Genomic DNA, 22,767 nt, shown 5'->3' with positions numbered 1-22,767 from the left:
GAAGAATTTGGTAATGCGGACTCCTCCCCCCGCGCATGTCGCACCGCCGGACCGGGCGCGCAGGCGTCGTCGTATCACCCGCCTCACGCTGGCCGGCGCTGTCGCCGCCGCGTTGACCGCCAGCGGCATCTACATCGCCGGCGCCCAGGCCGAAGAGGTCGTCGTGCCCGGCCGGGTCCAGGCGGAAGCCTTCGCCGCGCAGTCCGGGGCGCAGACCGAGAACACCGGCGACGCCGACGGCGGCCGCAACGTCGGCTGGCTGGCCAACGGCGACTGGCTCCGGTACGACGGCGTGGCGATCACCGGCGCCACACTGACGGCCCGGGTCGCCTCGCAGAACGCCGACGGCGGCACCGTCGAGCTGCGTCTCGGCGCGCAGGACGGGACGCTGCTGGCGAGCTTCCCGGTCACCGGGACCGGCGGCTGGCAGAAGTGGAAGACCGTCTCGGCCACCGCGTCCACCGTGCCGGCCGGCGCGCAGACCGTCTTCGCCGTCCTCAGGAGCTCCTCGACGTCGGACTTCGTCAACCTGAACTGGTTCACCTTCGGCCCGGCGACCGGCACGACGCCGAGCGCTCCCGCGAGTTCCGCGCCGCCGTCGCCCTCGATGACGCCGTCGTCCACCGTCACGCCGACGTCGACGCCGAGCACCCCGACCGCCGGCTGGGTCCCGGTGGACCAGGCCAGGTGGAACCGGGAACTGACCGCCTTCAACGCCATCAAGCCCAAGGCGGTGACGCCGGGAACCACGCGGGTCCCCGAGTTCCACACCGACTGCGAGGTCGCGAACTCGGCCCCGGACGACCCGATCGTCGTCCCCGGCCTGCCCGGCGCCTCGCACATGCACACCTTCTTCGGGCCGAAGGTTGACGCCTTCACCACCACGGAGAAGCTGCTCTCCTCCATCACCAACTGCAACGCGCCGGGTGACCTGAGCGCCTACTGGGTCCCGGAGCTGCGCAAGGACGGCAAGCCGGTGCCGGTCAAGAGCTTCCGGGTCTACTACGGCTCGCGGGTCAAGGACCCGTCGACGGTGAAGCCGTTCCCGCCGGGTCTGCGGGTGGTCGAGGGCGACGCCAAGAAGCAGGTGGACACCCCGAAGAACGCCGGTAGCAACCAGTTCTGGTGTGCCGGAAGCGCCGAGATCGGCCGCAGCGCCGACGGCAACTGGCCGGTCTGCGCCCCCGGCGGCAATCTGATCTTCCAGTTGGTGTTCAAGGACTGCTGGGACGGGAAGAACATCGACTCGCCCGACCACAAGTCACACATGGGCGACCCGGTCAACGGCGTCTGCACCGGCAAGTACCCGGTGGCAGTGCCGGACCTCAGCTTCATGGTCAACTACCAGTCGCTGGGCGGCGACGGCCTCAGCCTCTCCTCCGGCAAGCCGTCCTCCATGCACGGTGACTTCATGAACGCCTGGGACCCGGCCCGCCTCGGTGACCTGGTGAAGTCCTGCCTCAACCAGAACGCCAAGTGCGGCACCACTGTGGAGTTCGCCGGCGGCTGACCGGCACCCGCACGACCGGACGGCCCTCTCGCCCTCAGGCGTGGGGGCCGTCCGGTCGTGCGCGGCGGGGCATGATCGACTCGGTTTTCAGGAAGTCGGGGCATCCGAGAGGCCGGGATACCCCGACTTCCAGGAAGCCGAGTCGATCACGCTCTAGCCGGCAGTGTCGTTCTGGAGGGAACGCCGGTGCCGGAAAGCGACCAGCAGCGCGGCGCCAAGTCCAGCCAGCAGCAGGACCCTGACCACGTTGAACACCACCGTGTCACCCAGCGACCGCGGCGGGAAAACGTCCCGGACGAGCCAGCCGCCGCCGAGGCCCAACCCCAGGCAGGCGTGCATCGCGGCCCGCAGGCGCGGAGACCGCTGCGGACGTCCGAAGATCCGGGGCGTCGCCGTGCCGCCACGGCTCCTGGCGAGCAGCACACCGGCGACTGCCAGGTTGGCCGCGACAGCCACGACGGCCAGGACCAGGTCCAGGGATTTCATGGACCAGAAACTAGCGTACGGATACGCGCGCCCGGGGACGGCGGACACCCGGGCGCACGAGCGTCGGCCGGTCACCTGCCGGCGCAGGATGCGGTGCTAGGGCGCCCTCCAGCTTCGGCGCGTCAATTACGGCCCGGACGTCCGGGCGGTCGCGCGTTGAGCAGTCTCCACTCGCCTTCGGAGATGACGTCGACGGCCCCGTCGACCACGGTGATGGCGGTGTCGTCGTCGATGGCGTACGTCGGGACCGGGATTCCGGACGCCCACTTCTCGATGTCGGGCAGCGTGGTGTCCTCCATCCCCGGATGATCGAGGTGCGGGTAGAGCGTGAAGTCCACCAGCCCCAGCGCCCGGTCGGCGTCCTGGGCCATGTCGCTGCCGTCCGGGACGAAGGCGAGGTCGAACTCGGCGTCGCAGTTGTACGGGGTGACCGCGATGCTGCCGGCGCTGACCCCGACGTAGACCGTGTCAACCAGCGACGGCAGGAGGTCGGCCAGGCCGGACCGGCGCAGCCAGTAGGTCAGGTACAGCACGTCGCCGCCCCAGACGAGGAGGGCGTCGGCCTCCCGGACCGCCGGGACCCAGTTTTCCTCCCGGATGCTGGGCAGCGCGGTCAGCTCCAGCAGCCCCAGGGACTTCCACCCCAGCTGGGTGAGCGGGATGTCAGCCCGACCGTGCACCGCCTTCCACGCCCGCTCCGCGCCGCCGGGGAACGGGTGGAGAGCGGTGGGGATGAACAGGGCCGTGGATTCACCGATCGGCTTGCCCAGCAGGTCGACGAGCGCGGCGGAGATGCTCGGATTGCTGATGCCTCCCGAGGTGAGAAGGAACTTCATGACGAGCGGCCCTCCTGAAGCTAATCTACAGGTGTCGATGCTGGCTGCCAGCTCACGCCGAGGACAGGAGCCCGATCGTGGACGTCGGTAACCGCATTCTCTCCGCCCTCGTGGCCGCCGTGCTCGCCACCGGCCTGTCCGCCGCCGGTGCCGGCCCGGCGACCGCCGGTCAGACCAGCCTACGGGCCGCCGACCCGAGCGTGATCCGCGTCGGCGCCACCTACATCTCCGTGCAGTCGCTCAACAACGGGATCGCCGTACGGCAGGCGGCATCACCCGACGCGCTCGCCGCCGCACCCGCGCGTCAGGTGTGGACGGACACCCGCGACCTCGGTGAGGTCTGGGCCCCGGAGATCGTCACCGACGGCGGCCGCTACTACATCTACTTCACCGCCGGGCGCGCTGCCGCCCACCGGATGTACGTGATCCACTCGGCGTCGCCGGCCGGCGGCTACACCGCCGAGCGGCAGCTCGCGCTGCCCGGCGGCAAGTGGGCCATCGACGGCAGCCTGTTCACCTTCAACGGTCAGCGGTGGTTCGTCTGGTCCGGTTGGGCCGGCGACACCAACATCGAGCAGAACATCTACCTGAGCCGGATGAGTGACCCGCTCACCCCGACCGGCAACCGGTACGTCATCTCCCAACCACGGGAGAGCTGGGAGCGTGTCGTCGGCAACCCGTACATCAACGAGTCGCCCGAGGCGATCCGGGACCCCAACGGTCAACTGCACATCGTCTACTCCGCGAACGGCAGTTGGAGTGACCAGTACTGCCTCGCCGACCTGCGGCTGCGCGCCGGCGGCGACCCGACGTACGTGTGGGACTGGTACAAGTCGAACGGCTGCCTGTTCGGCTCGAACCGGTCCACCATGATGGCCGGCTGGGATCCCACACTGCACGTGAACGGCCCCGGCCACCACAGCTTCGTGCTGCTCAACGGTGACATCGCCACCAGCCCGCCCGCCGGGCCGAGGTTCCCGCTGATGTTCCACGCCGTTCCCAAGGGCACCGCGTACTCGTGGGCGAACCGGTACTGGTACACCGGCACCTTCTGCTGGTGGGGCAACACCACCTACCGCCGCGCCAACGTGCCCGGCCCGACCGCCGACACCGGGTTCAGCATCAAGTTCTTCGAGTGATCGCCCCGACATGCGCAGGTGAGCAGGACGCGATCACTAGGCGTCGCGGCGCAGCGTGAACCAGAAGGTCGGCATCGGGTTGGTGCCCGGGGTGACGTCGATGAGCGCCCAGCCGGGGAACCTGGCGCGCAGTTCGTCGGCGGTGACGCCGGCCGCCCACGACGCGATCTCGGAGGTCGGGTTGTCGAGCGACTCGGGACCGTACCCGAACATCAGCAGCAGCGCTCCGGGGGCGGCGCGGTGGGTGAGCCCCGCGGCGTAGGCGTCGCGGCGGTGCAGGGGTATTCCGCAGTAGCAGCTCAGGTCGAAGAACAGGTGGAAGGGGCCCGGCACATCCAACTCGTCGAGGCGGGTGGCGTCTCCGTGCCACACCCGTACCGTCACTCCCGCCGCCGCGGCCTTCTCCCTGGCCTGGTCGACGGCGTTGTCGATCAGGTCGACGGCGGCCACCTCCCAGCCCTGACGTGCGAGGTAGATGGCGTTGGTCCCCGTGCCGCAGCCGAGTTCGAGGGCGCGGCCGGGCGGCAACGCGCCGTGCCCCTCCACCAGGTCGACCAGCTCGGGCGGCGGCACGCCGGTGTCCCACGGCGGTTTGCCGGCGCGGTAGTAGCTCTCGAGGGCGCGGTGGACGGCTTCCTCCTCCGGGTCTCGCTGCGTCGGAGCCGGTCCCGGCCTCCGGGTGGCGTCGGGCTGGGTCATCGTCTCCTCCAAGTATTTAGAGTTCAACTCTAGTGAATTCCTCTAAAGATAAACTCGCGCCATGAACACGGTCAAGCGGCCGGACAAGCGGGCCGAGCGCTCGCAGCGCACCCGCGCAAAGGTCATCGAGGCGGCTCGCGAGCTGTTCGTCGCGCAGGGTTACGGGGCGACGAGCCTGCAGGAGGTCGCGGACACCGCGGGCGTGGCCGTCCAGACGGTCTACTTCGTCTTCCGCAACAAGCGCACGCTGTTCAAGGACGTCGTCGACACGTCCATCGCCGGGGACACCGAGCCGGTCGCCACAATGGACCGTGAGTGGTTCCGCGCCGCGTGCGCCGAGCCCACAGCGGCCGGGCAACTACGCGCGCACGTGCACGGCGCCCGCGAGATCCTGGGCCGGGTCGCCCCGATCATGCCCCTGATCGCGGCTGCCGCGGCCACCGACCCGGAGATCGCCGCACAGTGGCCGGACGGTGCCGACCCGCGTTACACGGTGCAGTACGCGGCGGCCGAAGCCCTGATCGGCAAGCCCGACGCCCGCCCCGGCCTCTCCGTCGAGATGGCGGCGGACCTGCTGTTCGGCCTGCTCAGCCCGGAGCTCTACCTGATCTTCGTCCGCGACCGTGACTGGTCACCGGACGCCTGGGAAGAGTGGACCCGGGCCACCCTGACCTCGCAACTCTGCGCCGACCCCGACCGGCGTCGATGACCGGCGGCACGTAGGCGGTCAGGGTGTCGGTGAAGTCCTCGACGCCCTGCGCGGTGACCCGCTCAGGCCGCCGCTGCCGACGCACGGGTTGCCCGCCGTTGGCACCATCGATCTGATGAACGTCCGTCACCTCGCCGCCATCGACATGCACGGCAGCCGAGGAACCGCGGGCCTCAACTACGCGCCGCTGTCCCGGTACGCGCTCGCCCTGATGCGGCCGGGCGCCCTCGATGCGGAACTGGCCGGCGTCGACATCGACCGGGAGTTGCGCCGGTACGCGGTGCTTCAGCTCTGGGTTCTCGTGCCGCTCGCACTCGTCGTCTTCACGATCCGCGACAGGCTCGACCGGCGTGGGACGCGGCCGACGGCTCCCTGACCGGGATCGTGAACGTTGCGCCCACCGCGGCAGCGGGCATGATCGGCGTTCACGACTCGCGCTTGGCCTTGCTGCGACGGACCCGCCGACGCGGCGTCTCGTCACCGCCGGCAAGCCGGGTGAAGGTGAGCATGTTCGCCAGCGCCACGGCGATGACCGCGAGGCCGACCTGGATCGCGAGCACGATCCAGTCCCAGCGCAGCACCCACACCTTCACACCGGCGTCGTCGTCGGCATGGAGCGCCCTGGCGACCACTGTGCCCAACACCGCAGAGCCGACGCCGAGGACGAACGTGGCGACAATGCCGATCCGCTGCCTCCCCGGCAGGATGAGTCGCCCGAGCAGGCCGACGAGCGCACCGATGAGCACCGCGCCGAGATAGCCGTACACCAGCATTGCCGTCTCTCCCCTCCAGCAGTGCCGGCATACATGCCCGGATCTCACGTTCCCGGAAACCCCGCCCCGTTCAGGGCGCGGGGATGCCACCCTGGCGGAGCTTCCACCGTCTATCGGTGTTCGTGCCGGCCGTACCGCGCGACCATGGTGCGGACGGCCTCGTCCACCACCGCGACCACGCGCTGCGGGGTCACCGTCCATCCCGGGACCAGCAGGCTCGGCCAGAACAGGTAGTTGGAGATCATCCCGAGGAACTGCGTGGCGGCCATCTGCGGGTCCGCGATGTCCGCCGTCCCGGCGTCGCGCTCTGCCACCAGGTAGGCCCGAACCGTCTCGAAGTACGGCAGCTTGCCCTCCGCGAAGTGCGCCTTGGCCAACTCGGGGAAACGGGGCAACTCGGCGATGACGATGCGGAACAGATCGGCCATCCCCGGCCGGCCCAACAGCGCCGCGTAGTGCCGCCCGAGCGCGGTCAGGCCGGCCGCCAGGTCACCCGCTGACGGCACCTCGGCGTCATCACCACCGGCCCACGAGTCGATGACGATCGCATCGAACAGGGCTGCCTTCGTCGGAAACTGCTTGAACAGCGTCGCCTTCGACACCCCGGCTTCCTCGGCGATGCGCGCCAGCGACGCCCGGTCGTAGCCGAACTCGAGGAACAGCTGCGTGGCGGCCCGCACGATCAGCGCGCGCTTCTCCCGAGCCACCCGCTGGTGATAGGTCGTCATGCGGCCATCATAGCGAGGTGAGTGGGTTGACTCACCACTCACGGCGACGTACCGTCGGTATGGCGAGTCGTTCGACTCACCATCTGCCAGCTCCTGGAGGACCGCATGTCCCGCTTCACCGCTCAGACCGTTCTCGTCACCGGCGGCACGGGTGGGCAGGGCGCCAGCCACGTACGCGCCTTCCACGCCGAGGGCGCCAACGTGGTTATCGCCGCCACCGACGCCGAGCGCGGCGCCGCCCTCGCCGCCGAGCTGGGCGACAGAGCACTCTTCGTACGCCTCGACGTCCGCGACGAGACGTCGTGGGCCGACGCCGTCGTGGCGACCGAGGAGACCTTCGGCGCGCTCACCATCCTGGTCAACAACGCCGGAGTGCAGAACCCGCCGGCCCTGATCGAGTCCACCGACCAGGAAGTGTGGGCGCGCATCCTCGACACCAACCTCACCGGCACGTTCCTCGGCATCAAGACCGCCGCACCGGCGCTGAGGCGAGCGGGCGGCGGGGTGATCGTCAACATCGCCTCGATCATGGGCACCGGAGGCACCGCCTTCTACGCGCCCTACGTCGCCAGCAAGTGGGCCATCCGCGGGCTCACCCAGACCGCCGCCCTCGAACTGGGACGCGACAACATCCGCGTCAACACCATCCACCCCGGCGTCATCGCCACCGCGTTCATCACCGAACCAGCGGCCGGCGCCGACGCCCCGATCGCCGACTTCTACAACCCCGAGCCGTTCGCCGTCCCCCGGCTCGGACAACCCGCCGACATCACCGCGACGCTGCTGTTCCTCGCCTCGCCGGACGCCGCCTTCATCACCGGCGCCGAGCACATCGTGGACGGCGGGCTGCTCCTCGGACCCGCCCTGAAGCACGAGGCCGCATGACGTCCTGTCGCACCTAGTCCTCGTCCTGCCACCTGCGCACATCCGTCTGGTCGTGATACGGCATCCGGTCCGGCGTGGTGATGAACTCCATCGTCGTGCCCCACGGCGTGCGGCAGTAGCAGACCTTGTTCCCCGGGCCTTGTTCGGTCGTGTAGGGAATAGGGCGAGGCTCCGTGAGGGGGGTGCCTCCGGCCCTTCTCAAGCGCTCCACCGATGCGTCGATGTCGTCGGTGTAGAGGCCGAAGTGCGTGATGCCGAAGTCGCTCGGTCGCGCCGGCTCGGCTTGTTCGGGGCCGTGCATCTCGAAGAGCTCGAAGTCGGGTCCGGTTCCGATCTTGACCATCGCCTGCGCGCGCACGACCGTTCCGGGGTGGGCGCCGACGGCCCGCTCGAACTCGGGTCCCTGCCTCGGCGGGTCCTGCGGCCCGAAGGACTGATAGATCACCTGGGCGCCGAAGGCTTCCACGAAGAACGTCTTCGCGGCTTCGATGTCGGGCACCGTGATGCCGATGTGGTTGACGCCGCGAATGGCAGGTGCGCTCATGACAGCTTTCCCTTCTTGATGAGCCGATCGGCGCGGTCGCAGAGGGTCACGTGGCCTGGAGGAAATCGGTCAGAGCGGCGGCGACGTCATCCGGCCGTTCCTCGGCGAGGTAGTGGCTGGACCCCGCGATCGGGCCGCCCGTCACGTTGCCGGCGAACTCCCTGAGCATCGGCACCATCTGCGCACCGAAGCGCTGGTCCCCGCCGAGACCCAGCACTGGCACCTCAAGCGGTTGCTTCTTGTACTCGAGCGCGGCCGCATGGTCGGCGGCGAGGGTCCGGTACCACTCCAGGCCGCCGCGGGTGCGACCAGGAAGCGCCATCGCTTTCGCGTAGATGTCGATGTCCGCCGGATCAAAGGTGCTGTGGTCGTAGAACCGCTCAGCCATGAAGGTCGACACGTAGTCGTACTCACGGCCGTGGATCAGGCGCTCGGGAAGATCCCGGTTCGTGTGGAAGCTGAAGTGCCAGAGTTTCCCGGTCGCCGCCTCCCATCCGGTCCAGCCGGGCAGCGGAACGTCGAGGACGGCCAGGTGGGTGACAGCCTGCCGATAGATGGCGGCCTGCGGCAGGGCGACCATCCCGCCGATGTCGTGTCCGCACACGGCGTAGCGCTCATGCCCGAGGGCAACCATGACCTCGTGCGCGTCGCGCGCCATCGTCGCCTTGTCATAGCCGCCGAGGGGGCAGTCGGAGAAGCCCGCGCCGCGCATATCGATGGCCACCACGCTGAAACGCGCAGCCAGCAGCGGCATCACACGGTGCCAACCCCACCACGTTTCCGGCCAGCCGTGCAGCAGGAGGACCGGCGGGCCGGAGCCTCCCGTGACAGCGTTGATCTTGATGCCATTCGCCGGCACCAGCTGCTGGGTGAACCCCTCCAAAGCTGCGATCATGATCGCTTTCCCGTCAGATGGTGACGTTCGAAAAAGCTCGCGGCCAACGCTCAGGGCTTGTCGACATCGGTGGCGATCGTGATGTCGCGCCAGGCGTCGATATCGCTGCCATCGCCGCCACGAACCGCCACGATTGAGCATTTCTCAGGCGTCTCAGACCAAGCTACCGCGACCAGGTAGGTCCCGGGCACGTAACTGGTCAGGTCCCGACTGAGTCTCACCGGGTGAGGCCGACCAGCGTCGCCAGTCGCGTCACACCGGCCGGCGCCGGCTGCGCGCGGGCGACATCCGCGATGACGGTACGCGCCGACGCCCGGCACCGAACCTCAGCCGGCGCGACACTGTCCGCGTCCACCAGGGCCCGTGCCGCCCCGCGCACGTCGCCCAGGTGCAGGTACGCCCGCGCGACGTCGACCAGGTACGCACCCCGATACTCGGCCGGTAACCGCCGCCACCCCTCCCGCCGCACAACGCTTGAGTGCCTCCATAACGCCTCTTCGGCGTCACCCCGTTGTGCCGCAACGAGAACCCGGGCCAGCTCGACGGCGACCGGCCCGAAGCTGGTGCGGTGCGTGTCGTCGTACCCCCGTAGGTGTGCGGCAACGCCCGCGGCCCGGTCGGTCAGCTCGTCGGCGCGGCGGTTCTCGCCACATCCGGCGGCGGCCAGCGCCGCCTGCACCAGCAACGTCCCACCCACCGCCCACTCCCACGGCAACCCCACGACCACACCCCCACCCCCACCTCGTTGATCATGAAGTTGACGGGCGATTTGATCTCCACCAGACCCGCCAACCTCATGATCGACGGGGTGGGACTGGGGCGCGAGGAGGCGGTTGGCTGTTGGGAGGGCCGCTTTCAGGGCCAGGGGGTTACGGTTGGTGGCGCGGAGGGCCTCGGTTATCGAGATGGTGGCGCTTGCCGCCAGGATCGGGTCGTCGCCGGCGGCGGACATCGCACGGTCGGCGGCCAGCCAGGCGAGGTCGGCCTCGCCGAGCTTGACCAACAGCGACGAGGTGATCCGGTACGCCTGCACCAACACCTCTGCTTTCTGCGCGGCCTGGGCGGCGTCCAGCAGACCCGGCAGCGCGCGCACCAACTGCCCGTAGTGCGCGTGCTGGTAGGTCAACCAGGCGTGCCCGACCTGCCGCCTCAGCTCCTCGCTTCGCGGTGCGGTCTGCCGGGTGTCGTAGCGGGCGAGCGCCGCCCGGATGTCGTCCACCCCGTCCGGCGTACCCGTCGGAGCACTGGGCGGCTGACCGAGCAGCACCGCCGGGTCGACCCGCAGAACGTCAGCCAGCTCCTGGATCACCGAGTACCGGTCCAGGGCGCGCACACCCCGCTCCACCTTGTCCACCCAGCTCTTCGACCTGCGCAACCGGTCGGCGAGCATCTGCTGCGTCATCGACCGCCGCACCCGCCAGCTCGCGACCCGGCGGCCGATCGGGAGGTCATCGTTGGTCACGCCGCCACCGCCGATCCGGGACCGCGCGGGTCGTGTCCTCCACGGGTACGCGCTCCGCCTCGGCCTGCGCCAGGAGGCGCTGCTTGGCAGCCTCCCGCTCGGCCGCCTCGCTGTCGTGCTCCGGAGCGTTGTCGTCGCCGCCGCTCATCCCCGCCTCCTCCGATGGAGGCCCAGCAACTCAGCCGCGCCGAGCCATCAGGACGTGGTCACGTCCCAAACCGGACAGTAGGCCGGATTCGTGATGTGGTGATTACTGCCAGTTATGCGGCCAGGTTGACGCCGATACGGCCGGCGAGCAGGCGCAACTCGTCAGGGATGGCTCGGCGCTGGGCACGCTGCGCAAGGGTCGCCACGGCGTCGCGGGCGAGAGGGTTGATGGCGAACGGAATCGGTGCGGCCTGCTCGGCCCGGATGAATGCGGCCAACGCCTCCGAATCCCGGCGACCGCCGTCCGCCAGCGCTCGCCCAATGTCGAGCCAGTACGACAGTTGGCGGTTCGACGCCTTAAGCACCTGCGGCCGGATCGTCCTGGACAGCTCGATCACCTTGCCGGACTCGCCCTGCTCGGCCGCGATGGACATCTTCCAGAGCCCGACGTTGGTCGGCCCGAAGCAGCACCCGTTGAAGCCGCCGCCGTCAGCCGGATCACCCAGGCTCGCCGCCTCACGCGCGGCCTCAGCGAGGTGGTCACGAGCGACGTCGGGGCGAGCGTCCACGGTCGAAGCCAGCGCTGCCATGAGGTGAAGCTGACCGAGCATCTGGCGTACCCGGACGTCGGAGGCGTCCTCCTGAAGCTCCGCCAGCGACCGGTCAGCGGATCTGGCTGCCAAGGGGGCGGACTCGATCGGCAGGCTCTGCGCGTAGATGAACCCTGATGCACCCAGCCACGCTCGATCGTCGATGTCCTCAGCAGCGGAAACGGACACCCGCGCGGCATTGAGGGCCAAATGGCGGTAGCCAAGGTGCCGAAGGCAGGTGGAGGCCAGGTAAGCGACCTGGGCGAGCGCGGCACCGCCGACGGCGGCGGATTCGAGGAGCAAGCCCGGGAGCATGCGGGCCATGGCCGGGTAGTTGCACGAGTTGCGGAGTTGATCGGCGCGGGCGATCTCGGCCGTCAGGCGTTCCGCTGTGAAGATCGACGGGCGGCGCTCGCCGTCCTCGATCTCGATCAGGGCCGACCAGACCGCCGGCACGCACTCGGCGGCGCTCTCGCGGGCCGGATCACCGGATTCGGTGCCCTGACCCAGCAGGTCAGCCACTGTGACCTGAAGCGCGGCGGCGAGGGCGACCAGAGTGGACCGACGGTCGATCGTCTTCCGACCTGACTCGACCTGCGACACGTACGACTGGGTGACGCCAGCGAGCCCAGCGAGGACGGCTTGGGTCATCCCGCCTCGACGCATCCGCCAGTACCGGATCCTGGCACCGATGGTGTCCGGCTTCTTCGCCATGCCTACGCCCACCCCCAGGTAGAGGATCGGGGCAGCGGCCAGGCCCTGCAATCCTGCACGTTCGGACGGTACACCGAAGGAGCATCCAAGTGGCGAACCTGAGTGCCCCGAGAGGCACCAGACCCAGTCGCGCTTAGCGCAAAATGGCCCGGCTGGCCGCCTAGCGTGGCGGCGAGGGCGTCGCTGACGGCCAGCCGTTGATGGCCGACGACGGCTACGTTAGTAACGCGGAGGTGGTCATGCCATAGCGCAAGCCCACCAACGGCAGCGCGTTGTCGACCTGACAGAAGTCCATGACGGCAAACACAGGAAAATTCGAGCAGACGTTGAAAGCATCCCAACAGGACGAATCCATCGAATTCCTACACGACTACCGCAGCGCCGCCTGAACCAAGCTTGATCAGCCGTCTCTCCTCCGCGCAGAGGTCGTCGACGAAAAGAGGAGAATGGTCCGGCTTCACGAGCCTCGCCCCAGGCGCCAAGTGAAGAACAGAAATCCTGCGCCGGGTGCCTCGATTCAAGCAAACGGGCGACCAGTGCCCGAGTCATAGCAAGAAGGCGGGTCAATCGTAAGATGAAGCGGCTGTCGCGCATCAGACAGTGATGCACGTCGACACATGGCTATAGCATGCAAGCTCCATGCAGCTCGGGCCTGGGGGGCGGTACGTGTTGGACGCAGGAACCCTCGTCAAGCAGTTCGCGGAGGATCCAGGAGCAGTCTTTCTCGATGTGATTCGAACCGCGTCCGAGCCACTCAACGCGCAAGCGGTCAAGGCCCAGGTGATTGAGGCAGGCGCCAATAAGACCGACGTCGATCATCGCTGGAGGCTTTTCCAACGCGGCGTCAAGTGGCATCCACAGATCACTACCATGAATAACAAGTACGGCTGGTCGACCGAGAAGCAGTCTGCTCGAAGCTCACTGGACGTGCTGGCCGGCCACCTACTGAAGAAGGTGCCGCCTTGGGTCGCCCAACACCTTGTGCAGAACGTGGCTGCTGCGATTGACCCCAGCGAGACGACCGCCTGCGGATGGGAGCACGAGTTTGAGGAGGCCAGGCTGGTTGCCGATCTTGCCGCGGCAGTCGAGGTCCTGCAGTCTCGCGGTGACACGATCACGGAAGTCGTGAAGCTGCTCACGGATGAGGCACGGCGCAAGCGGCTTTGGCCGCTCGGCCAGCCCGGCGAGAGTCTCCTATTTGACCCGGACTCGCACGAGGCCGAGTCGGGTACTCCCGAACCCGGAACCGTCGTTCGGGTTGTACGCTCCGGATATATCTGGCGCGGAAGGGGTGAGCCTATCGTGGCGACCAAAGCAACTGTGGCCCTTTAGGTCGGGCCGTCATGGCCAGAAGGCGCAATACCAAGAAGCTAGTCAGTGCCCGCGAGCAATCCATCGACGTGTTGTTCGGTACAGAGTCGTTCTCTCTCGACTACTATCAGCGTGAATACGTCTGGGACGAACCACAAGTAGCGCGGCTGATGAACGACCTCTCTCGAAAGTTCTTCGATCAGTGGAGTGACGAACACTCACTGGCCGATGTAAAAACATACGATCCGTACTTCCTCGGCCCATACATCGTTTGCAGCGCGGACGGGCGGATCTCGCTGGTTGACGGCCAGCAGCGGATCATCACGCTCCTACTACTGTTGATCTATTTGCATCGGCAGGCAGCGGGAACTCCGAAGGCAAACAGCAAGGCCGGCAAGCTTTTGACCTTGATCATGTCCGAACGGTTCGGCAGGCGGACGTTCCGTGTGGACGTCGACGAGTACAGCGCTTGCTTCAATGCTCTGCTTAACGGCCGTGGATTCGACGCCGCCAGCGCACGGCCTCCTGTCCGGCGCATCTGGCAGGCGTACCAGTACATCGACATTCACTACCCTGCACAGTTGCGCGGCGATCTCCTAGTCATGTTCATCGACTGGCTGCTCTACCGGGTCTCCCTGGTCGTGATGGACGCAGGCGACCGCGACCGGGCAGAAGAGATGTTTCAATCGATCAATGACTGCGGCGTCCGACTCTCACCGATGGACCACCTCAAGCGTTTCCTGCTTGGTGATGCCGAAGCGGACCCACGTGAGCTAGAAGGCGCATGGACCACAATGGTGTCGACTCTGGAAGATGTTGAAAAGGGCGCCGCTTTCGCCTACCTGCGGTCCGTCTTCCGAGCGAGGTTTCCTGCGGCCGCGCACAAGCCGGGGCCGAGCCTAAACGACGCGACACACGAATGGGTGCGGGCACACGAGGCAGAGATCTGGCCGAATCGCAAGAACGGGGACCGGGTCCGCCTTATCACCGAGGTCCTGTACCCCTTCCACACCACGTACGCCACGCTGCTGCTAGCACGATCCCGGATCACCCCACATCTGCAGGCCGTGCGGTACAACACATTCAACGGCATAGCCGAACAGTTCGACCTCACGCTCGCTGCCCTGCGATCCGGCGACTCGGAGACGGAGCGGCTGCAGAAGGCCGGTTTGGTGGCCAATTTCCTCGATCTCTTCTACGTGACGCAGACGCTTGGCGACGAACCGGTCGAGCAGCGACACATTGATGAGCTCGTGTCAGCGGTCACGCCTGTCGTGCGACTGTCCGAGTCGGTACAGGAGCTCAGCCGCGCCCTCGGGGAGCACGCTGCAGACTGGCCCGTCCGGCTGCAGCTCATCCCGGAACTACGCTACGACACCAAACGCAGATTCGTGCACTATGTGCTGGCTCGCCTGACCGCATGGGTCGAAATGGGTGCAACCAACGGCGAGGCAGATCCCACCGACCGCTTCCTTCTCCGCCGAGACCACGACCGCGACTTCGAGATCGAGCACCTCTTCACTAGCACGGCGTCGAAGTACGCGCACAAGGCGCCCGACGCCCGCTACTACGGCTTCCTGCGGAATCGGCTCGGAGCGCTCCTGCTCCTGGACGGTCCGGACAACGGTAGCTACGGCGGGATGCTCTTGGAGGAGAAGCTCGCGTCATACCGGAAGGACACTCTGCTGGCCGGGATGCTCAACCCGGATTTCTTTCAACGAGGCAATGTCCGGCTCCGAAAGTTCCTCACAGGTGAAGGCCTGTACGACATGATCGCTACCTATGACGCAAGCACCCCGCTGGAGCCGTTTATCGAGGCGCGCGGTCGACTCTACTACGAGATCGCCAAGAAGATATGGAGCCTGAACGCGCTCGGGCTGGCCCCGCCGCCAGCGCCTGGCCCTCTCGCGCCCGGGAAGCGCACCCGCTACGGAGTCAGGTTCCAGGACTTGGTTCAGGCAGGCTTGGTAGGTGTGGGAGACCGGCTCATCGGCCGCAGACGTGGCGAACTGTACTATGCCCGAGTCCGTCCAGAAGGAAGCATCGAGACCGCCTCCGGTGTCGCAAGCGCCCCGACTAAAGCGATGGAAGACGCGGTCGGCGTAGCCAGCAACGGCTGGGCCTTCTGGGAGGTCGAACGAACCAAGGAGCGCTTAGACACCATTCGGCAGCGCTATCTCGAACAGGTAGGCCGTTAGATTAGTGGCGACGAGTCCGGCGATCGAGATAATGACGCAGCCCACGCGGTCGTGTGCTGCCGCGATCCGCGCGGCGCGGCCATCCGACTCTGTCGCATTCGCCGCGCTGGTCGAGGGCGCCTGGCCGTAAACGGCAGCTGAGTTGTCATCGACGAGGCGTCGGCAGGACCGAGACCTCCGGCAGGTAGGCGTCGTCGCGCATGTCGAGAAGGGTCAACACCACCGACGCCAACGTAGCGGGCTGGATGCAGTCGACTGCGTGATAGGGGCGTCCAAACCGCGCGCGGACCTTCGCCAGCAGGTCGGTCGCCGTGCCACCCGCTGAATGGTCGTCACCCGCAGCCCGTAGAGGGCTTCCTCCGCCCGCAAGGAGTCGGCCAACTCGCGCAACGCGGTCTTGCTCGCCACATAGGCCGACCATCGGGGTACGGCATGCAGCCCCGGTGCCGCATTGATGAAACGACGTGGCCAGCCGCCCGGCGCAGGGCCGGAAGCAACCTGCGGGTGATCTCCGCGGCGGCCACCACATTGACGGTCAACGTCTCCAGCCACATCGAGTGCGGCGTCTTTTCGACGCTGGCTACTTCGGCAACACCCGCACAGTGCACGAGCGCGTCCAGGCGATCCAGTGCCGGCAGCGACGTCGCAAGGCCTTCAGGGCTTCGCAGATCAAGCCGGACCTGGATGCTCCCCGGCATCTCCGCACATTGCCGGTCGATCTGGCCAGTGTCGGGGCCTGCGGCCATGACCCGGTAGCTTCGGTCGGCAGCAGCCCGAGCCACTGCAGCGCCGATACCACCAGTTGCACCCGTGATCAGCATGCTCCTCGTCACGGGCCGAGCTTGCCACGAGGTCCCGCCGGCCTACGCACGCACAATTTCGAGGCGCACTTCACGCCGTGATCGGCCTGCATCACCCTGCACACGAGTCGCGATCAATCTTAGAGCGCCACGATCGCCGCCGTCTCCGCTGGCAGCTCGATCCGGTCCCGCATCACCGTGACCCCCTCCCCGGTCGCCAGCAGCACCCGCCGAGCCACCCCAGGCAGCGACACCCCCTGCCCGCGCCCAGCGAAGTTCGCCACCACCAGCGTCTCCCCCCGTCGCATCAGCAGGAACTGGTCCCCGTGCTGCACCGACACCGACTGCAACCGAGGGTCCGACAGGTCCGGACACGACCGCCGCAGAGCGATCAACCGCTGGTAGAAAGCCAACATCGAGGCATGCTCGGGCTTGTCCAGCTCCGCCCAGTCCAACCGCGACCGCGTGAACGTCTCCGGGTCCTGCGGGTCCGGCACGTCCCCCTCCGGCCACCCGTGGGACGCGAACTCCCGCCGCCGCCCGTTCCGCACCGCAGAGGCCAGCTCCGGCTCCGGGTGCGAGGTGAAGAACTGCCACGGCGTGGAGGCAGCCCACTCCTCCCCCATGAACAACATGGGAGTGAAGGGTGCCGTCAGCAGCAACACAGCCCCCACCCGCAGGAGCGAAGACGACAGCGAGGCCGAGATCCGATCCCCGGTGGCCCGGTTCCCGATCTGGTCATGGTTCTGCAAGTAGGCGACAAGCCGGTGCCCCGGCACGCGGGAATCCAACGGACGCCCATGGTGCCGGTTACGGAAGCTCGACCAGGTGCCCGCGTGGAAGAACCCACCCGTCAGCACGTCCGACAGCGTCTCCAGCGAGCCGAAGTCGCCGTAGTAGCCCTGCCGCTCCCCCGTCAGCAGCGTGTGCAGCGCGTGGTGGGCGTCGTCGTTCCACTGCGCGTGCAGGCCGAACCCGCCCGCCTCCCGGGGCGTGATCAGCCGGGGGTCGTTCAGGTCGGACTCGGCGATCAGCGACAACGGCCGCCCCAGGTGCGTCGACAGGGACTCGACCTCGATGGCCAGCTCTTCGAGCAGCGGCACCGCCCGGGTGTCCGGCAGGGCGTGCACGGCGTCCAGGCGTAGGCCGTCGACGTGGTAGTCGCGCAGCCACATGAGCACGCTGTCGATGATGTAGCGGCGCACCTCGTCGGAGTGCGGGCCGTCCAGGTTGAGCGAACGCCCCCAGGCGTTCGAATGCTCCGTGAGGTACGGGCCGAACTGCGGCGCGTAGGCCCCGGAGGGCCCGAAATGGTTGTAGACAACGTCGAGGATCACCCCCAAGCCGCGCGCGTGGGCGGCGTCGACGAACCGTTTCAGTCCGTCCGGGCCGCCGTAGGGCTCGTGCGGGGCGTACCAGCAGACGCCGTCGTACCCCCAGTTGTGTTCGCCGTTGAAGGCGTTGACCGGAAGCAGCTCGACCAGGTCGACGCCGAGGTTCACCAGGTGGTCGAGGCGGTCGATGGCCGCGTCGAAGGTGCCCTCCGGGGTGAACGTGCCGATGTGCAGCTCGTAGAGGATGCTGCCGGGCAGTTGCCGGCCCGTCCACGAGGAGTCGCCCCACTCGAAGGCGGCGTGGTCGTAGCGGCGGCTCGGCCCGTGCACACCCGCAGGCTGCCACGGCGAGCGGGGGTCGGGCAGGGGCGTTTCGTCGTCGTTCAGCAGAAAGGAGTAGTCGAGGCCGGCGTCGGGCACCTCGACCGTCCACCAGCCGTCGTCGGCGGCGCGCATCTCGTGGTCGGCGTCGTCGCCCAGGCGCAGTCGCACCCGCGTCGCGTCCGGCGCCCACACGGTGAACTCGGTCATGAAGCGGCCTCCTCGGCGGCGGTGGGAGGAGCCAGCAGAGCAACGGGATAGTCCGCCAGGAGATTGTCCAGCGGAATCTCCCCGCCACTGTAGACCCGACCGGTGAACAGGTCCTTCACCTCGTTAACGGGAAGCGACAGATGTGTGTCACACCACCCGCCGGCACGGGCCAGGCCCAACGGCAGGCGGGTCGCCACGCTGATCGCTCCGCCCCGGTCGAAGGCCAGCACGTGCCGGCTCACAGGCCCCTGCGCGGCCACCGGCCGGTAGGTGGTGAACAGCTCCGGGTGCGCCCGCCGCAGCCGCAGCGTCCGCGACACGACGAGCAGCTTCGCCGCTCCGTCGGTGTCGACCGGGGGACGCCAGCCGCCGTCGAGGCGTGCCAGCATCTCCCGGCGTACGTCGAAGTCGACCGGCCGGCGGTTGTCCGGGTCGACCAGGGAGTAGTCCCACAGCTCGGTGCCCTGGTAGGTGTCCGGAACCCCGGGCATGGTGAGCTGGATCAGCTTCTGCCCGAGTGAGTTGCACCAGCCGGCCGGGGCGATGGCGGCGGCGAGTTCGGTCAGCTCGTCGTGCAGGCTCGGGTCGTCGTACATCAGGTCGACGACGTCGTGCAGCGCCTGCTCGAAGGCCACGTTCGGGTCCGCCCAACTGGTCGAGGCGGCGGCCTCCCGGGCGGCCTTCTCGACGTACGCGTGCAGCCGCTCGCGCTCGATCGGCCACGCGCCGACGGCGGTCTGCCAGAGCAGGTGGGCGAACGCCGGGTCGGGCAGCGGAGCGTACTCCATCCAGCTCTTGACCTGCTCCGCCCAACGGTCCGGCAGCTCACTGAGCACGGCGAGCCGAGCCCGGACGTCCTCGCTGCGTTTGGTGTCGTGGGTGGAGATGGTGGTCATGCTCGCCGGCCAGCGCACCTGCTGGGCGGTGGCGAAGCGGTGGAACTCCGCCGGTGGCACCCCGAAGCGGGTGGGGCTGTCGCCGACCTCGTTGAGCGCCACGAACCGGGTCCACCGGTAGAACGCGGTGTCCTCCACGCCCTTGGCCATCACCGCGCCGGTGAGCTGCGGGAACCGCATGCCCAGCTCGTCGTCCGGGTCGCGCAGCCGCCTGGTGACCGCGTCCAGGGCGCCGGCCAGGTCGGGGCGGCGGCGACCGGCCTCGGAGCGGGCGGCGGCGAGGTGCCGGGCGCCGTGCGGCGGGTAGCCCCGGTAGACGTCGAACGCGGCGGCCAGTTCGGCGAGCGCCGCGCGGGCCTGCTCGGTGGGCACCTCGGGAGCGAGAGCGGCCAACCGGGTCAGCTCGGCGGCGAGCAGCTTCGTGGCGGCGGCCAGCTTGGTCGTGTGGGTCAGGTCCTCCCACGACGTGCGCTCCCCGGTCAGCTGGGTGTCCAGCACCGTGAAGTCGCCCTCGGCGTCGATGTCGATGAAGAGCCCACCGACCATGGCCAGGGCGTCGTAGCCGGTGGTGCCGTCCACCGGCCAGTCCGGCAGCTCCTCGCCGTACTCCAGGATCTTCTCCACCACCAGCCAGGCGTCCGGCGCGGCCGCGCGCAACCGGGCGAGGTAGCCGGCCGGGTCGCGCAGGCCGTCCGGGTGGTCGACGCGGATGCCGTCGACCTCCCCGGCGGCGGCCCAGCGCAGGATCAGCTCGTGGGTGGCGGCGAACACCGCCGGGTCCTCCACCCGCAGGCCGGCCAGGCTCGCGATGGCGAAGAACCGGCGGTACGTCAGCTCGGCGTCACCGCGCCGCCAGGAGACCAGCTCGTAGTGCTGCCTGTCGTGCACCGCGCGGGCGTCGCCGTCGCCGGTGCCGTCGGCGATCGGGAAGCGGTGCTCGTGGTAGCGCAGCTCCCCGTCGACCACCTTCAGGTCGTCCAGGGCGGCCGGGTCGTCGGCGAGCACCGGCAGCAGCAGCCGGCCGCGGTCCCAGTCGATGTCGAACCAGTCGGCGTACGACGAGGCGCGCCCCCGGCGCAGCACGTCCCACCAGGCCGGGTTGGCCGGCGGGACGGCGACCCCGGCGTGGTTGGGCACGATGTCCACGACCAGGCCGAGCTGCTTGTCGCTCAGCGCGCGCAGCAGGCGTTGCCGGGCGGCCTCCCCGCCCAGCTCCGGGTTGACCGCCCGGTGGTCGACCACGTCGTAGCCGTGCGCGGAGCCCGGCGACGCGGTCAGCAGCGGGGCGGAGTAGAGGTGGCTGACCCCGAGGTCGGCCAGGTAGTCGACGATCGCGGCGGTGGCGTCCAGGTCGAAGCCGGGGCGGACCTGGACGCGGTAGGTGGACGTGACCGGGGTGGCCGCCATCTCAGAGCATCCTCTCCAGCACCACGAGGGAACGGTCCGGCACCCGGATGGTGCCGCCCGCGCTGATCACAGTGACGTCGTCGGGCTCGGGCTCGGCGGTGCTGATCACCCGTTCCCACTTCTGGCCGTACTCGCCGCCGGGCAGCGTGAAGTCCAGTGGCGCGTCGTGGGCGTTGAAGCAGAGCAGGAACGAGGCGTCGTGGTGCCGCTGGCCGTACTGGCCGCGTTCGCGGATGCCCTCGCCGTTGACGAACAGCGCGACCGAGCGGCCGAAGTCGTTGCCCCAGTCCTCGCCGGTCATCTCCCGCCCGTCCGGGGTGTGCCAGGCCAGGTCGGGCAGCGGGGCGTCGACGTCGCGCCCGCCGACGGGCAGGCCGGTGAAGAACCGGCGGCGGCGGAACACCTGGTGGCGTTTGCGGAACGCGGTGAGTGTCCGGACGAACTCCAGCAACTGCTCGTCGACGTTGTCCCAGTCGATCCAGGACAACTCGCTGTCCTGGCAGTAGACGTTGTTGTTGCCGCGCTGGGTGCGGCCCAGCTCGTCCCCGTGGCCGATCATCGGCACGCCCTGCGACAGCATCAGCGTGGCCAGGAAGTTGCGCCGCTGCTTGGCCCGCAGCGCGAGCACCGCCTCGTCGTCGGTCTCGCCCTCGACCCCGCAGTTCCAGGACCGGTTGTGGCTCTCGCCGTCGCGGTTCTCCTCGCCGTTGGCCTCGTTGTGCTTGTCGTTGTACGACACCAGGTCGTTGAGGGTGAACCCGTCGTGCACGGTGACGAAGTTGATGCTGTGGAAGGGGCGGCGGCCGTCGTCCTGGTAGAGGTCGGCCGAGCCGGAGATCCGGGACGCGAACTCGGCGAGGGTGGCCGGCTCACCGCGCCAGAAGTCGCGCACCGTGTCCCGGTACTTCCCGTTCCACTCCGTCCACAGTGGCGGGAAGTTGCCCACCTGGTAGCCGCCGGGGCCGACGTCCCACGGCTCGGCGATCAGCTTCACCCGGCTGACCACCGGGTCCTGCTGGACCACCTCGAAGAAGGTGGAGAGCCTGTCCACCTCGTAGAACTCCCGGGCCAGGGTGGCGGCCAGGTCGAAGCGGAAGCCGTCGACGTGCATCTCGGTCACCCAGTACCGCAACGAATCCATGATCAGTTGCAGCGAGTGCGGCGCGCGCACGTTGAGGCTGTTGCCGGTGCCGGTGTAGTCGACGAAGTAACGGCGGTCCTCCTCGCTGAGCCGGTAGTAGCTCGGCGCGTCCACGCCCTTGAAGCTCAGCGACGGCCCGAGGTGGTTGCCCTCGGCGGTGTGGTTGTAGACCACGTCGAGGATGACCTCGATGCCGGCCGCGTGCAGCGCCTTGACCATGCCCCGGAACTCCTGCACCTGCTGGCCGAGCCGGCCCAGCGCGGAGTAGCCGTGGTGCGGGGCGAAGAAGCCGATGGTGTTGTAACCCCAGTAGTTGCGCAGCCCCAGGTCGACCAGCCGGTGGTCGTGGATGAACTGGTGCACGGGCATCAGCTCGATCGCCGTCACGCCGAGCCGGGTCAGGTAGTCGATCATCGGCGGGGAGGCGATCCCCGCGTACGTGCCGCGCAGCTCCTCCGGGATGTCCGGGTGCCGCATGGTCAACCCGCGCACGTGCGCCTCGTAGATCACCGAGTGGTGGTACGGCGTGCGCGGAGGCTTGTCGTTGCCCCAGTCGAAGTACGGGTTCACCACCACCGACTTCGGCATGAACGGCGCCGAGTCGGTCTCGTTCATCCGCTCCGGGTCGTCGAGGTCGTAGTCGTAGACCGCCGGGTCCCACGTCACGTCCCCGTCGATGGCCTTCGCGTACGGGTCGATCAGCAGCTTGTGCGGGTTGCACCGCAGCCCGTTCGCCTGGTCGTACGGGCCGTGCACCCGGTAGCCGTAGCGCTGCCCCGGCTCGATGCCCGGGATGTACGCGTGCCACACGTACGCGTCCACCTCGCGCAGCTCGATCCGGCGCTCCGCCCCGGTGTCCCACTCGTCGAAGAGGCACAGCTCGATCCGCTCGGCGACCTCGGAGAAGATGGCGAAGTTGGTGCCCATCCCGTCGTAGGTGGCGCCCAACGGGTACCGCTCGCCCGGCCAGACCTGCATGTCGCTCCCTTGCCCATGGTGAGGTGCGCCGGCCGACGCCGCCCGCACGCAAGC

General features: G+C 68.5%; 20 protein-coding genes. 7 read left to right on the top strand and 13 right to left on the bottom strand.

The window, feature by feature from the left end; translation table 11 throughout:
* Positions 1-13 precede the first annotated feature (13 nt).
* The gene (locus tag O7634_RS24105; protein ID WP_278152404.1) at positions 14-1,510 is read left to right on the top strand and encodes a DUF1996 domain-containing protein; all 1,497 of its coding nucleotides are present in this window, start codon (positions 14-16) and stop codon (positions 1,508-1,510) included.
* Positions 1,511-1,663: 153 nt separating this feature from the next.
* Here the strand turns inward: O7634_RS24105 and O7634_RS24100 are convergent, their stop codons facing one another.
* Positions 1,664-1,996 (bottom strand): hypothetical protein, encoded by a 333-nt coding sequence (locus O7634_RS24100; RefSeq protein WP_278152403.1) that lies wholly within the window; start codon positions 1,994-1,996, stop codon positions 1,664-1,666.
* A 122-nt stretch (positions 1,997-2,118) separates the two neighbouring features.
* Positions 2,119-2,832 carry a Type 1 glutamine amidotransferase-like domain-containing protein gene (locus O7634_RS24095; protein ID WP_278152402.1) on the bottom strand — a complete coding sequence of 238 codons (714 nt, stop codon included), beginning with the start codon at positions 2,830-2,832 and terminating at the stop codon, positions 2,119-2,121.
* A gap of 77 nt (positions 2,833-2,909) precedes the next feature.
* On the opposite strand from O7634_RS24095, the gene O7634_RS24090 reads away from it, so the two are divergent.
* On the top strand, positions 2,910-3,971 hold the full coding sequence (locus O7634_RS24090; protein WP_278152401.1) for a glycoside hydrolase family 43 protein: 1,062 nt from the start codon (positions 2,910-2,912) through the stop codon (positions 3,969-3,971).
* A 36-nt stretch (positions 3,972-4,007) separates the two neighbouring features.
* Here the strand turns inward: O7634_RS24090 and O7634_RS24085 are convergent, their stop codons facing one another.
* The gene (locus tag O7634_RS24085; RefSeq protein ID WP_278152400.1) at positions 4,008-4,670 is read right to left on the bottom strand and encodes a methyltransferase domain-containing protein; all 663 of its coding nucleotides are present in this window, start codon (positions 4,668-4,670) and stop codon (positions 4,008-4,010) included.
* A gap of 61 nt (positions 4,671-4,731) precedes the next feature.
* Between O7634_RS24085 and O7634_RS24080 the strand changes: the two genes are divergently transcribed.
* Together O7634_RS24080 and O7634_RS24075 are read left to right on the top strand one after the other, a co-directional pair.
* Complete coding sequence (locus O7634_RS24080) at positions 4,732-5,379, top strand: TetR/AcrR family transcriptional regulator (protein WP_278152399.1); 648 nt, start codon at positions 4,732-4,734, stop codon at positions 5,377-5,379.
* Positions 5,380-5,494: 115 nt separating this feature from the next.
* Positions 5,495-5,755, top strand: a complete 261-nt coding sequence (locus tag O7634_RS24075; protein WP_278152398.1) for a hypothetical protein — start codon at positions 5,495-5,497, stop codon at positions 5,753-5,755.
* Positions 5,756-5,804: 49 nt separating this feature from the next.
* Here the strand turns inward: O7634_RS24075 and O7634_RS24070 are convergent, their stop codons facing one another.
* A complete protein-coding gene (locus O7634_RS24070) occupies positions 5,805-6,152 on the bottom strand; it encodes a GlsB/YeaQ/YmgE family stress response membrane protein (protein ID WP_278152397.1) in 348 nt (115 codons plus the stop codon).
* Between the two features lie 110 nt (positions 6,153-6,262).
* On the bottom strand, positions 6,263-6,880 hold the full coding sequence (locus tag O7634_RS24065) for a TetR/AcrR family transcriptional regulator (protein WP_278152396.1): 618 nt from the start codon (positions 6,878-6,880) through the stop codon (positions 6,263-6,265).
* Positions 6,881-6,985: 105 nt separating this feature from the next.
* Between O7634_RS24065 and O7634_RS24060 the strand changes: the two genes are divergently transcribed.
* A complete protein-coding gene (locus O7634_RS24060) occupies positions 6,986-7,765 on the top strand; it encodes an SDR family oxidoreductase (RefSeq protein ID WP_278152395.1) in 780 nt (259 codons plus the stop codon).
* Positions 7,766-7,778: 13 nt separating this feature from the next.
* On the opposite strand, the gene O7634_RS24055 is transcribed toward O7634_RS24060, so the two are convergent.
* The 5 genes from O7634_RS24055 to O7634_RS24035 form a co-directional block, all read right to left on the bottom strand.
* A complete protein-coding gene (locus tag O7634_RS24055; protein ID WP_278152394.1) occupies positions 7,779-8,309 on the bottom strand; it encodes a VOC family protein in 531 nt (176 codons plus the stop codon).
* 46 nt (positions 8,310-8,355) lie between these two features.
* Positions 8,356-9,204, bottom strand: a complete 849-nt coding sequence (locus O7634_RS24050; protein WP_278152393.1) for an alpha/beta hydrolase — start codon at positions 9,202-9,204, stop codon at positions 8,356-8,358.
* Between the two features lie 217 nt (positions 9,205-9,421).
* Positions 9,422-10,666: a helix-turn-helix domain-containing protein gene (locus O7634_RS24045; protein ID WP_278152392.1), complete on the bottom strand. Its 1,245-nt coding sequence runs from the start codon at positions 10,664-10,666 to the stop codon at positions 9,422-9,424.
* On the bottom strand, positions 10,653-10,814 hold the full coding sequence (locus tag O7634_RS24040) for a hypothetical protein (protein WP_278152391.1): 162 nt from the start codon (positions 10,812-10,814) through the stop codon (positions 10,653-10,655). The genes O7634_RS24045 and O7634_RS24040 overlap by 14 nt, the downstream gene beginning before the upstream one ends.
* A gap of 112 nt (positions 10,815-10,926) precedes the next feature.
* On the bottom strand, positions 10,927-12,117 hold the full coding sequence (locus O7634_RS24035; protein ID WP_278152390.1) for a helix-turn-helix domain-containing protein: 1,191 nt from the start codon (positions 12,115-12,117) through the stop codon (positions 10,927-10,929).
* 639 nt (positions 12,118-12,756) lie between these two features.
* Here O7634_RS24035 and O7634_RS24030 point away from each other — a divergent pair.
* The gene (locus tag O7634_RS24030) at positions 12,757-13,449 is read left to right on the top strand and encodes a hypothetical protein (RefSeq protein WP_278152389.1); all 693 of its coding nucleotides are present in this window, start codon (positions 12,757-12,759) and stop codon (positions 13,447-13,449) included.
* An 11-nt stretch (positions 13,450-13,460) separates the two neighbouring features.
* Complete coding sequence (locus O7634_RS24025; RefSeq protein ID WP_278152388.1) at positions 13,461-15,626, top strand: DUF262 domain-containing protein; 2,166 nt, start codon at positions 13,461-13,463, stop codon at positions 15,624-15,626.
* A 940-nt stretch (positions 15,627-16,566) separates the two neighbouring features.
* Here O7634_RS24025 and treZ read toward each other — a convergent pair.
* The 3 genes from treZ to glgX are packed head-to-tail and all read right to left on the bottom strand — an operon-like array spanning position 16,567 to position 22,713.
* Positions 16,567-18,291: a malto-oligosyltrehalose trehalohydrolase gene (treZ, locus tag O7634_RS24020; protein ID WP_278152387.1), complete on the bottom strand. Its 1,725-nt coding sequence runs from the start codon at positions 18,289-18,291 to the stop codon at positions 16,567-16,569.
* A complete protein-coding gene (gene treY / locus O7634_RS24015) occupies positions 18,288-20,594 on the bottom strand; it encodes a malto-oligosyltrehalose synthase (RefSeq protein WP_278152386.1) in 2,307 nt (768 codons plus the stop codon). Before treY ends, treZ begins: the two co-directional genes overlap by 4 nt.
* A gap of 1 nt (position 20,595) precedes the next feature.
* Positions 20,596-22,713, bottom strand: coding sequence for a glycogen debranching protein GlgX (gene glgX / locus O7634_RS24010; protein WP_278152385.1), 2,118 nt, complete (start codon positions 22,711-22,713; stop codon positions 20,596-20,598).
* Positions 22,714-22,767 lie beyond the last annotated feature (54 nt).

This window comes from Micromonospora sp. WMMD1120, from assembly GCF_029626235.1.
Classification (GTDB): domain Bacteria; phylum Actinomycetota; class Actinomycetes; order Mycobacteriales; family Micromonosporaceae; genus Micromonospora.
This window is presented reverse-complemented; position numbering and strand designations above follow the sequence as displayed.